Source organism: Halorussus salinisoli (genome assembly GCA_005239435.1).
Classification (GTDB): Archaea; Halobacteriota; Halobacteria; order Halobacteriales; family Haladaptataceae; genus Halorussus; species Halorussus salinisoli.
Map to the genome: position 1 here is coordinate 319,561 of SZNP01000005.1, position 12,455 is coordinate 332,015.

At 65.7% G+C, this 12,455-nt stretch carries 8 protein-coding genes; 4 read left to right on the forward strand and 4 right to left on the reverse strand.

Going from position 1 to position 12,455, the window contains the following annotated elements:
* Positions 1-297: 297 nt before the first annotated feature.
* Complete coding sequence (locus E2484_RS16270; protein WP_137286233.1) at positions 298-5,286, forward strand: GAF domain-containing protein; 4,989 nt, start codon at positions 298-300, stop codon at positions 5,284-5,286.
* 282 nt (positions 5,287-5,568) lie between these two features.
* On the opposite strand, the gene E2484_RS16275 is transcribed toward E2484_RS16270, so the two are convergent.
* The 3 genes from E2484_RS16275 to E2484_RS16285 all read right to left on the reverse strand — a co-directional run bounded on the left by E2484_RS16275 (position 5,569) and on the right by E2484_RS16285 (position 8,415).
* On the reverse strand, positions 5,569-6,705 hold the full coding sequence (locus E2484_RS16275; protein ID WP_137286234.1) for a hypothetical protein: 1,137 nt from the start codon (positions 6,703-6,705) through the stop codon (positions 5,569-5,571).
* 289 nt (positions 6,706-6,994) lie between these two features.
* Entirely contained in the window at positions 6,995-7,300 is a 306-nt protein-coding gene (locus E2484_RS16280; protein WP_137286235.1) for a hypothetical protein, read from the reverse strand.
* A 5-nt stretch (positions 7,301-7,305) separates the two neighbouring features.
* Positions 7,306-8,415: a M24 family metallopeptidase gene (locus E2484_RS16285; RefSeq protein WP_137286236.1), complete on the reverse strand. Its 1,110-nt coding sequence runs from the start codon at positions 8,413-8,415 to the stop codon at positions 7,306-7,308.
* 214 nt (positions 8,416-8,629) lie between these two features.
* On the opposite strand from E2484_RS16285, the gene E2484_RS25095 reads away from it, so the two are divergent.
* Positions 8,630-8,773 (forward strand): DUF7331 family protein, encoded by a 144-nt coding sequence (locus E2484_RS25095; protein ID WP_170977370.1) that lies wholly within the window; start codon positions 8,630-8,632, stop codon positions 8,771-8,773.
* A 28-nt stretch (positions 8,774-8,801) separates the two neighbouring features.
* On the opposite strand, the gene E2484_RS16290 is transcribed toward E2484_RS25095, so the two are convergent.
* Positions 8,802-10,037, reverse strand: coding sequence for an NADH dehydrogenase subunit (locus tag E2484_RS16290; RefSeq protein WP_137286237.1), 1,236 nt, complete (start codon positions 10,035-10,037; stop codon positions 8,802-8,804).
* A 290-nt stretch (positions 10,038-10,327) separates the two neighbouring features.
* On the opposite strand from E2484_RS16290, the gene pdhA reads away from it, so the two are divergent.
* Together pdhA and E2484_RS16300 are read left to right on the forward strand one after the other, a co-directional pair.
* Positions 10,328-11,455 (forward strand): pyruvate dehydrogenase (acetyl-transferring) E1 component subunit alpha, encoded by a 1,128-nt coding sequence (gene pdhA, locus E2484_RS16295; protein WP_137286238.1) that lies wholly within the window; start codon positions 10,328-10,330, stop codon positions 11,453-11,455.
* Complete coding sequence (locus E2484_RS16300) at positions 11,445-12,413, forward strand: alpha-ketoacid dehydrogenase subunit beta (protein ID WP_137286239.1); 969 nt, start codon at positions 11,445-11,447, stop codon at positions 12,411-12,413. Before pdhA ends, E2484_RS16300 begins: the two co-directional genes overlap by 11 nt.
* Positions 12,414-12,455: the final 42 nt, after the last annotated feature.

The following is a 12,455-nucleotide window of genomic DNA, read 5'->3' on the forward strand; positions in this document are numbered from 1 at the left end:
GGACATTGTATCTACTGAGGCGGGCAGAATATCAAAAAAATAATCGTCTCACGGACCGATAAATAGCGAAACCCCTCGTTACTCGCGGTGACACTCGAGAGACGAGCGCTCGATCGTCGCTCCACTGACGGTCGCTCCTCAGCCATCACACCGCAGTCTCGTCGGGTTTTAGAGCAGTGAGAGCACCTAGAAATCTATCGTTTCGAGCCCTTTCAAAGGGTTTCGTTCCGCCGGGCGGGGACTGCACCGTGCCGGAGGCGAAACGCTAACAATGCCGGAGTGTCTGTCGTGGTAACGATGCTAAGGCGGCAGGGGGAAGAGAGTCGAACGCGAGGTGACGCGCGCCAGATAGTGTACGTCGGCGACGAGACGCGGGCCGAAGCTATCGGAGGGGAGTTATCGGACGCCGAAATCCGATGCCAGAACAGCGGTTCGGCGGCGCTCGACCAGATCGAGACCGACGACGTGGACTGCGTGGTCGCCGAGGCCGACCTCCAGGACGTAGACGGCAGCCAACTGCTAACCGCCGTCGCCGAACTCTCCCCCGACACCGCCAGGGTCCTGCTCGCCGAATCGGTGGACGACGCGCCGCCGAACGTCGCGGTCGTCCCGACTCGGCCGCGGGCCGAACTTCCAGCGCGGGCGGCCCGGCGCGTCGAGCGCGCGACCGAGTTGCAGAGCCTCCGAAGCGAGCACGACCGAATCGCCGACCGGTTCGAGACGCTGGTCGAGGGGTCGCCCGACCCCATCCTGACGCTCGACGAAGACAGCGAAGTGGTGTTCGCCAACGAGGCCATCGAGCGCGTGTTCGGCTACGCACCGGAAGCGGTCGTCGGCGAGTCGGTCCAGAAACTGCTCGACGAGTCGGTTCACGACTGCGTGTCCGAGACCGTCGAATCGCTGAGCGAGGACCCGGGTCACGTCCAGCGCGACTACGTGGAACTGCCGGGCAGACACCAGGAGGGCCACCAAGTACCGCTGGCGGTGTCGTTCCGCGAGACCGAACGGGACGGCAAACACTACTTCTCGGCCGTCGTCCGAGACGTGAGCGAGCGCGAGCGCCTGGAGAACCGTCTCGAAGCCGAGAAACGCAAGACGAAGGAACTCCACGAAGTCGCGGTCATGCTGGAGGAGTGCGACAGCGTCGAGGAGGTCTGCCGACTCGCAGTCGAGACCGCCGAGCAGTTGCTGGAGTTCGACCTCTGTGCGGTCGACACCGTGAAAGACGGCGAACTCGTCCCGCAGGCCGTCTCGAAGGGCGTCCCGACCGACGGGTACTACACGACCACACCACTGTCGGCCGAGGGTAATCTAGCGGCCCGCGCCTACCGGAAGGGCGAATCGCTCCGCACCGGCGACCTCCACGACGAGGGCGTGGACCCGGCGGCGAGCGGCTATCGGGCGGCGCTGACCGTCCCAATCGCCGACTTGGGCGTGTTTCAAGCCGTCTCGAAGGAGTCCGGGGCATTCGAGGAAAGCGACCGAGAACTCGCGGAACTCCTGGCCTCCCACGTCGCCCAGTCGCTCCAGCGAATGCGGTCGGAGGCGGCTTTAGAGGCCGAGCGCGACCGATTCGCCGCGCTGTTCGAGAACATCCCCGAACCGACCATCGACTACGGGATGCACGACGGCCGACCGGTCGTCCACTCGGTCAACGAAGCGTTCGAGGAGGTGTTCGGCTACGACGCGGGCGAGGCCGTCGGTCGGACGATAGGCGAACTCATCGTCCCCGACGAGAAGCAGTCCGAGTACGAGGACCACATCGACCGTATGCGTGGCCAAGACCACCTCAACACCGAGGTTCGACGCGGGGGGACCGACGGGATTCGAGACTTCCTGCTCCGGACCGCGAAGATCCCCGACGAGGGGGAAGGCGGGTACGCAATCTACACCGACATCACCGACCGAAAGCAGTTGGAACGGGACTTGACCCGCGAGAAGCAGAAGATAGAGGAGCTACACCACGTCGCGGTCAACCTCGAAGGTTGTGACACGCCGGACGAAATCTATCGCCGAACCGTAAACGCCGCGGAGGAGATTCTGAAGTTCGACATCTGCGGCATCGACATAGAGGAGGACGGCTACCTCGTTCCGAAGGCGGCGTCCTCGGAGTTGGACGAGACGGGCTACGACGTGCTCCGCGCCGACGAGGGTCTCGCGGGCGAGACGTACCAGACCGGGAAATCGTTCGTCGTAGACGACGTGTACGAGGTCTCGGACGTCGAAATCGTCAGCAACCGGTACCGGTCGCTGCTCAGCGTCCCGTTCGGCGACGAAGGCGTCCTGCAAGCCGGGGCGCACACGCCCGACGAGTTCGACCGCGAGGACCGGAAGCTCGCGGAGTTGCTCGTCTCCCACGCCGCGGAGGCGCTGGTCCGCGTCCAGTCGGAGGAGGCGCTCCGCGAGGAGCGCGACCGGTTCGCCGCGCTGTTCGAGAACACCCGCGACGCCGTCGTCTACCACGATATGTGCGACGGAGAACCGGTGATTCGCTCGGTCAACGAAGCGTTCGAGGAGGTGTTCGGCTACGACGCCGAGAGCGTACTCGGCGGGTCGTTGTTGGACTGCATCGTTCCCGACGACAGTATCGAGGAAGCGAAGCGGCACGTCGAACAGATGCGACAGGGGGAACACGTCGACGCGGAGGTGCGCCGCGAGACGGAGACGGGAACCCGGGACTTCCTGGTACGGACCGCGAGCGTGCCCGGAGACGACACGGGCGGGTACGTCATCTACACCGACATCACCGACCGCAAGCAGTTGGAGCGGGACCTGGGACGCGCGAACCAGAAGTTCGAGGAACTCCACCACGTCGCGGTCAACCTCGAGGGGCTGAACACGGCCGAGGAGATTTACGAGGAAACCGTAGAAGCCGCAGAGGAGATACTGCAGTTCGATATCTGCGGCGTGGCTATCGAGGAGGACGATCGCCTCGTGCCGAGGGCCACCACGTCCGATTACGACGAGGAGAACTACGAGGTACTCCGCACGGACGAGGGCATCGCGGGCAAGACGTATCAGAGCGGACAGTCGTACGTCATCGAGGACCTGCATCGGAGTCCCGAGGCGAACATCGTCAACGAAACGGTGCGGTCGTGCCTGAGTGTCCCGGTCGGCGAGGAAGGAGTGCTGCAGGCGGGTTCCCGGACCGTCGACGAGTTCGACCAGGAGGACGCGAAGCTGGCGGAGCTGCTCGTTTCTCACGCCTCCGAGGCCTTGCAACGCCTGCAGTCGGAGGCGGCCCTGCGCGAGGAACGCGACCGGTTCGCCGCGCTGTTCGAGAACGTCCCCGAACCGACCGCTCGGTACGAACTCCGAGACGGCGACCCACTCATCGATTCAGTCAACGAGGCCTTCGAGGAGACGTTCGGCTACAGCGAGACCGAAGCGGTCGGGGAGTCCATCGACGACCTGCTCGTGCCCGACGACAGGCAGGCGCAGGCCGGACGACTCAACGAGAGGGTCGACAGCGGCGAGCGAGTCGACGCCGAGGTCAAGCGCGTGGCCGACGACGGCGTCCGGGACTTCCTGCTCAGGAACGCCGAGGTGTCGGGCGACGACGGCAACTACGTCATCTACACCGACGTCACCGAGCGCAAGCAACGCGAGGAGATGCTGGACGCGCTCCACCACGCGACTCGCGACCTGATGGCGGCCGAGCGCCAGCGGGACATCTGCGAGACCGCAGTCGAGACCGCACGCGACGTGCTCGACATCCCCCACTCGTCGGTCTTCAAGTGGGACGAGGAGACAGAACGCCTCGAACCCTACATCGTCCCGGACGCGACCATCGCCACGATGGGCGAGGCCCCGTCGTTCGGGTCCGGCGAGGGCATCGTCGGGAGCGTCTTCGAGGACGGCGAGGTCGCCCACTTCGACAACGCGTGGGACGACGCGCGCGCGCTCGACGACGGGTCCGAGGGAATCCGGGCCTTCGGCGCGTTCCCCCTCGGCGACTGGGGCGTGATGACCGTGGCATCGGCGTCCGTGGGTGCGTTCGACGGCTACGAGATAGACCTCGTCCGCGTGCTGGCGGCCAACGTCGAGGTGGCGCTGAACCGCGCGGCCCGCGAGGCCGAACTGGCAGAGCAGCGGAGCCAACTCGCCGAACTCGACCGCATCAACGCGGTCATCCGCGACGTAGACCAACTGCTGGTTCGGTCCTCGACCCGCGAGGAGATAGCCCAGGAAGTCTGCGACCGACTCGCGAAGTCCGACCACTACCAGTTCGCGTGGACCGGCGATACGATGGCCGGGTCGAACAAAACGGAACCGACCGCGTGGGCGGGCGTCGAAGAGGGCTACCTCGAACGAATCGTGGAGATGCGCGACGAGACACCGACCGGCCCGAGCCAGAAGGCGGTCGAAACCGGGACGGTGCAAGTCGTCCAGAGCGTCCCCGACGACGAGGAGTTCGAGCCGTGGCGCGAAGAGGCGCTGAAACGCGGGTATCAGTCGGCCGCCGCGATACCGCTGCGCTACCGAGAGACTGTGTACGGCGTCCTCTGCGTCTACGCCGCCCGTGCGAACGCGTTCGACGACCGCGAGCAGGCGGTGCTCGCGGAACTCGGCGAGACCATCGGCCACGCCATCAACGCCGCCGAGAACAAGAAGGCGCTGCTGTCGGACGGCGTGGTCGAAGTCGAGTTCGAGATTCGCGAGGGCGAGGGTTTCTTCGCGCGAATCCCGCGCGAGGAGGGCGGGACGTTCACGCTGGAGGGCGTGACGATGACCGCCGAGGGGTCGTTCGTCACCTTCATGACGGTAGACGGGTTGGACCCCGACCGAGTGCTGGAGTTGGCCGACGACGCTCCGGACGTTGAGCAGGCCCGCCTCGTCAACGAACACGAGGACGGCGACCTCTTCGAGTTCGTCTACACCGGGCCGTCGCCGCTTCAGGGGTTGGCCGACCACGGCGGAACGCTCCGGTACGCCAAGTACACGGCCGAGCGCGGCCGGACCATCGTGGAACTCCCCCGGAACGCCGACGTGCGGCCGGTCGTGGAGTCGATTCAGGAGGAACTACCCGAAGCCAAAGTCGTCGCCCAGCGCGAGCGCGAGCGCCCGGCGCGGACGGTCGAGGAGTTCCGGACCGCTCTAGAGGAAGACCTCACCGAGCGCCAGCGGTCGGCGCTCGACGCGGCCTACTACGCCGGTTTCTTCGAGTGGCCCCGCGAGAGTACCGGCGAGGAAGTGAGCGATTCGCTCGGCGTCTCCGCGCCGACGTTCCACCAGCATCTCCGGGTGGGCGAGCGGAAACTGCTCTCGGCGTTCCTGGACGAGTAGCCGGAATTCTCTTCGGAACGCACCGCTTCGAGCCAATCGGGATCGCCCCGAACGGCCCGTACCGCGACCGCGGGTCTCGCAGCTAATCGCCTGCGCTTCTCGGTCGTCGCTCCCTTCGGTCGCTCCGCTCTGCGATACTCGTCCTCGCGCGAATGGGCTCGGCGCACGGGTGCGCCGCGCGAGCGCGCGCCAATACAGATAGGAAAATATGTCTTAAGACACAGTACACGTTTTCTAAGAAAATAAAATAATTTCCAAGACCGCGGGCGAGGACGGTCGGTTTCAGAACGTGAAGCCGTGTTTCTCGGTGATGTGGTGGGCCGACGTGCCCCAGATGTAGTTCTCGCCCGGCCACCACGTCCGGGCGTTGTTGAACCCGCCGACCAGCACGCCCGCGTCGGGGTCGTCCGGGTCCGGGTGGTAGTTGACCGACCCGCTGTCGCCGTCGGCGAATCCCGACTCTCGGCCCCACTTGAGCTGACCCTGCTTACAGATGGCTCCGTACGCGCACGTCATGCCGTCTATCGCCTGAATCTTCCCCTTCGTGTGGCCCGTCTTGATGCCGATTTTTTCGAGCGGTTCGCCCGCGGCTTTCAGGTCCGCGAGACCGGGCTTGGTGAACTGGCCGAGGACGCGACCCGGCGACTCCTCTCGAATCCGGTGGAGCGGTTGGTATCCGGACTTGGGGCGAACGCAGGCGAGGTCCGACTTCGGGTAGCCCGACTGGACCGCTCCGATTTCGGTCCGGTCGCCGTCGAGGAGGTAGAGCGGGGCGCCGCGGTTGTCGGTCCCGTCGAAGACGTGGTTGGACGTGGCGAAGTACAGCGACCCGTCGGTCGAGTCGCGCATCGCTGGCGCGAGCGTCCCGTAGAGGTCGTCGCTGGCGACGCCGACGCTCCCGGGGACGCCACCGCCGACCGATTCGTAGGCGTTCGTCTCGCCGTCCCACCCGCGGGCCGAGTGGGTCTCCTCGGCCGCGACCTTCCGGACTTCGACCGGCGTGTCCTCGACGCGCTCGGGCACCTCGCCGCGGGCCTCCTCGGCCGTGACCTCGACTCGGATACTGGCGTTCGCGCCGCCGAACTCTCCCGGTGCGACCGCCGAACTGGCCACGCCCTCCCGCGAAATCACTTCGAGCGTGCGGTGGGCCGCGAGCGCCGACCGGAAGTCGTCGTACCAGTCTGCCGGCACCGTCTTTCGCCGCGGTCGGAACTCCCCGCTCTCGTCCCGCACTAACCCGTAGACTATCGGGACCTCGTCTCGACTCGCCGCCGCCACGTCGTCCGCCGTGAGAAGCCCCGCCGAGAGCGCCCCGAAACCGGCACTCAGAAGCGTGTCCACGAACCGACGCCGCCCCATCGTCCCCACCGGTTCGTCGTGGACGGCGCTAGTCCGGGGCCTCGTGTCGTCTTCCCCCATTTCCCCGGCCACCTGTACGCCGGACTTTCACTTGAAACTGCTTGCCCGTGACGAGGGAGATTCGGTTAGTACAAGCCGAGCGAGGGGTCGTGAAAACGTCGGAGAGAGGAGGTATCGTAACTACTGCGTGCGACGTCGAAGGCAGATGGAGACGGAAACTAGCTACTCCGTGAACCACGGGCGGTGGACGCGGACCTCGTGAGCGCCGCGCCCGCACGCGCCGGGAGAAGTCCCGATTGTCCGGAACAAGTCGGGTCGGTATCCGGAACAGGTCGGAATCCGGAACGGGTCAGGTCGGGCCGAGAACCGCGTCGGTCTCGACTTCGGTCACGGCGTCGAGCGTGCAGACCGCGTCGATGTCGGTCTGAGCGACTTCAACGAGGAGGCGGTCGAACTGGAGTTCGCGGACGACCTCCCCGCCGAGCGATTCGACGGCCTCGGCAACTTCGGACTCCGAGGTGGCGTCGGACCCCGTATCGTCGGACGTATCGTCTCTGGTCGCGTCGTCCGCCGCGACGGTGAGAACGAGACGGACCGTCTCGCCGGGAATCGGGTCGCGCCGGAGCGACCGGACGGTGTGGCTCACGTAGGTCATGGATGTCAGAGCGGTTCCCACGTTCGCGGCGAGTCGTTCAGTCGCTCGCACCCCGAGTCGGTGACGGCCACGAGGTCCTCGATTCGGACGCCGAACTCGCCCGGCAGGTAGACGCCGGGTTCGACGCTGAACACCATCCCCTTCTCCAACTCCGTCTCGTTGCCCTCCACGATGTAGGGGTCCTCGTGAACGTCGAGACCGACGCCGTGGCCCGTGCGATGGACGAACTCGTCGGCGTAGCCCGCCGACTCGACGACCTCGCGGGCGGCCCGGTCGATTTCCTCGGCGAGGACGCCCGGTTCCACGGCCTCAACGGCGGTCTGCTGGGCCTCGCGGACGATCTCGTGGACTTCCTCGAACCCGGCGGGCGGGTCGCCGGCGAACACGACCGTCCGGGTCTGGTCGCCGGGGTAGTTCTCGACGTACGCGCCGAAGTCCAGCACCACGGGGTCGCCGCGCTGGATTTTTCGGTCGGCGTGGCGGTGGTGGGGTTTCGCGCCGTTCGGCCCGGACCCCGCAATCGTCCCGAACGCGACTTCCTCGCCGCCGCTCTCGGCGAGTCGGCGGTCGATTTCCTCGGCGAGTTCGGTCTCGGTCATCCCGATTGCCTCCTCGCCCAGCTCTCGAATCTCGACGCTCACCGCGTCGGCGAGGTCCCCGGCCTCCCGAAGCGCGGCGAGTTCCGCCTCGTCCTTGCGAATCCGGAGGTCGTCGAACACCTCGCTCGCGAGATCGAAAGTCGCCTCGGGGAGCGTCTCGCGGAGGTCCTGAGTGAACAGTGCCCACATCGTGTCGTCCACGAGGAGGTGGCCACCGCGCAGGTCCAACTCCGCGGCGAGGTCGGCCACGACCGCCATCGGGTCGTCGCCGTCGGCCCAGAGCCGCAGGTCGCCGACCCACGAGGCGTCCCGAATCTGGTCGTCGTACATCTCCGGCGCGACGAACGCGGGGTCGCCTTCGCCCGGAATCACGAGGAACAGGTGGCGCTCCATCGGTTCTTCGCGGAACCCCGAGGCGTAGAAGAGGTTCGTACTCGGGAACAGGACGGCGGCATCTGCGCCGACCTCGGCCAACCGCTCCTGACACCGCCGGGTTCGGTCCTCGAACGCGGTCATACGAGAGGGTTGCTCGGGACGCGGTTTAAAAGTAGTGCGACCGGACCGCGCAGCCAATCATTGGTATGTTTTGACGTGCCAAACGTATCTTATATCATATTTTTTCGCCAAAGAACTTATCCGGGCGAGCGGCTTACGACCGACACCGACAGTTCGTGCCGGACGCCGGGACGAATCGGGAACGACGATGGATACGAAAAATCACTCGAGCGTGGTGGGACCCGCGCAGACCGGACCGGAACGCATCGACTTCGACGACTACGCCAGTTACGAGGAGGCCGATGCCCTCGTAATCTGCGAGCGGGAGAACGCGAACGCGTGGGTCAAGTCAGACGTTACCGTCGAACTACGGGAATGATTTTCCCCCGTAGCGGTCGGCGAGGCGATTAGCGACAGTTCTGACAGACGTACTCCGTGGGGTCCGAACCGCCTTGCTCTGTCATCGTGGCGTAGTCGCCACACTCCCGACACCACGTCCAGTAGATCGGGCGGTCGATGTCCGCCGCCGTCCGCGCTCCACTCGCTTCGACACGATGGATTTCGACGTGGCTCTCGGTCACCTCCGTCACCTCCCCGTCGATGGAGGCGTGTTGGGCGTTGCTGATTCCATCGGAACCGGGCGTCGCTATCATCTCGCCCTTCGAGACTCTGTCGCCCGGCGAGACGATGGGGTCGCTCGGAACGACGACGCCCTCGAAGTTCGGATTGGTCACGAGCGGAACTCTGACGAACTCCGGCCGGAGCGTCGTCGGTTCGGTTTCGTGGTCGCCGTCCCAGTCGTGGGCACCGAGGACGTTGATTCGACCCTCGTTACCGAGCGTGTTCTCCTCGGCCACGTCCGCGTCGAGAACCGTCACGCAGTTGGTTCGCTTGGTGACGCCGAACTCGCCGGGACGCTCGATTTCGAAGCACCATCCCGGCCCGCCGTCGGCGAGTATCTCGCCCTCGGCGAGGTCGGAGACGGAGCGACCGGCCGCCTGCACGACCGATTCGGCGGGCGTCCCCACTGGAACGCGTAGGAATCGGTGTTCGGGCACGTTTCCGCCGACGTGAACGTACTTGTGCGTCGTCGGTTCCCCGTCCCTGAACGCCCGGAGGATGTTGTAGAGCGTCTCGGTGTTCTGGACGATCCAACCGTGGTCCATCGGCAACTCCTGACCGATTACCACGTCGGCCACCATCCTGAGCAGGACGCTCTCCATCCCGAACTCGTATCGGTCTTCGGTGTAAGCGATGACGACTCCGGAGGCCTCGTCGGGGTTCATCGGTAGTTCTTCGGGGTGGTAGACCGTCGCGTCGGCGGCCGCCTCGAACTCGCGCATCCACTCGTCGCGGTCTTTGGCCTTGGCTCCGACGACTATCGTCTCGAACGCCCTGTCGAGGAGCGCGTCGAAGAGCGTGGCTAATTCTTCGGTGCGCTCGCGGCCGAGCCACTTGTCGATGTAGTAGTTCGGTTCGCTCTCCTGATGGTTCACCAGCAGATGATCTACCTCGTCGAGTCGGTCCCACTTGGCGTACGACGGAAAACCGGCCCCTCCCGCCCCGCTCACGCCAGCGTTCCGAATCGTCGTGGCGAGTTCGGACGATTCCGCCTGTTCGAGCCGCCGAAGCGTGGCACTCATAATTGAATATTACTAATAATCATGTATAATAGTATCGGAATGCGTAACGTTTTTGAGAATATTGATAGTGAATATCTAGCACGTTAGAGTCGATTACGTCGCCGCCTCGCGGACGAAAAGTGAAACGAACTTGCAAAAACGTGGTTTTCGGGAAGCGATACTCCGAAGCGCCGAGACGGAACGGAAAGTCCACAGAACGCGGAGTCGAGTGCAATCGTTACCGACTGACAGATCGGTCGATAGATCGAACTGGCCCCCTCAGCTAAGTAGCACGCCGTGGTACGCAGGCCGTGGTTCGGGAGCAAGTGGCCGAGTTTTCGGTCGAATACGTACAGGCACTGGACGAGGAGGGGAACGCCGACGACGCGGAACTTCCCGACGTGGACGACGAGCAACTGCTGGAGATGTATCGGCTCATGCGCCTCTCCCGCCGGGTGGACGAGCGGGCGGTCGCACTCCAGCGCCGGGGCGAGTTGGGGACCTACGCGCCCGGTATCGGACAGGAGGCCGCGCAGGTCGGGTCGGCGATCGCGTTAGAACCCGAGGGGTGGATGGTGCCGTCGTTCCGCGAGGGGGCGGCCTTCCTCACGCGAGGGACGCCGATTCACCGCCTGCTGTGGTACTCGATGGGGATGGAAGAGGGCGCAGAGGTCTCGGGGAGCAACTTCCCGCCGTCGATTCCCGTCGGGTCGCAGGCGCTCCACGCCTCGGGGGTCGGGTGGGCACAGGAGATAACCGGCGCGGACGAGGCCGCACTGGCGTACTTCGGCGACGGCGCGACCAGCGAGGGCGACGTGTACGAGGCGATGAACGTCGCCGGGGTGCTGGACGCACACGCCGTCTTCCTCTGTCAGAACAACCAGTGGGCGATTTCGGTACCCCGAAGCGGCCAGAGTCGGGCCGAGACCCTCGCGCAGAAGGCCGTCGCGGCGGGCATCGAAGGCGTGCAGGTCGACGGCAACGACGTGCTGGGCGTACTCTCGGTCACGCGGGACGCGCTGGAGTCCGCCCGCGAGGGCGACCCCGTGCTGATAGAGGCGCTGACCTACCGGCGGTCGATGCACACGACCAGCGACGACCCGCGGGTCTACCGGACCGACGAGGAGGAAGCCGAGTGGGAGGCACTGGACCCCATCGAGCGGTTCGAGACGTATCTCCGGGACGAGGACCTCCTCGACGACGAACGATTCGAGGCTATCGGCGACGAAATCGAGGAACTGATCGCCGACGAAATCGACCGCGCGAAGGAGGGTCAGACACGGGTGGTACCCGCAGAGATGTTCGACTACGTGTTCGCGGAGGCCCCGCCGGAACTCGTACGCCAAAAGGAGGTCTTCGAGTCCCAACAGTCGACCGACGGCGAGGGACCGACGAGTAAGAGCGCGACGAGCGAGGAGGCGTCCGACGATGGCGAATGACCTCCGACTCGTGGAGTCGATTCGGCAGGCGCTCGCCGAGGAGATGAACCGCGACGAGAGCGTCGTCGTCTACGGCGAGGACGTAGGCGTCAACGGCGGGGTGTTCCGAGCGACACGCGACCTCTACGAGGAGTACCCCGAACAGGTGTACGACACGCCGCTCGCGGAGTCGGCGATTCTGGGTCTGGGTGTCGGTCTGGGGGCGTACGGACTCACTCCGGTCGCCGAAATCCAGTTCGCCAGTTTCGCGTTTCAGGGGTTCCACCAACTACACCAGCACGCCTCCCGGATGCGGAGTCGGACCCGCGGGGCGCTCTCAGTTCCGATGACGGTCCGGATGCCCTACGGCGGTGGTATCCGGGCGCTCGAACTCCACTCCGAGAGCTACGAGGCGGGGTACGCCCACGTACCGGGTTTGAAGACGGTCGTGCCGTCGAACCCGGCCGACGCGAAGGGACTGCTCACGTCGGCCATTCGGGACCCCGACACCGTCCTCTTCCTCGAACCGACCAAGCGTTACCGGGCCTCGCGCGAACCCGTGCCCGAGGGCGAACACACCGTCCCGCTCGGGGAGGCCGAGGTAGTGAGCGGGGGCGAGGACGTGACGGTCGTAGCGTGGGGTGGGATGCTGACCGACACCCTCGACGCAGTCGAGGCGAGCGACGCGAGCGCCGAAGTTATCGACCTCCGGACGGTCTACCCGATGGACTCGGCGACGATACTGGAGTCGGTCCGGGAGACCGGTCGGTGCGTCGTGGTCCACGAGGCCCCGCGAACCGGCGGACTCGCGGCCGAGATCATCGCCCGCATCAACGACGAGGCGCTCTACCACCTCGAAGCGCCGGTCGAGCGCGTGACGGGCTACGACGTTCCCTTCCCGATGTTCGCCCGCGAGGAGGCCTACCGACCCGATGCAGAGCGAATCCGGCGCGGCATCGAGCGCACGCTGTCGGCGTGAAGGCTATGGAGTCCGACGTCGTCTCCTCGTCGGAGGAGTTCG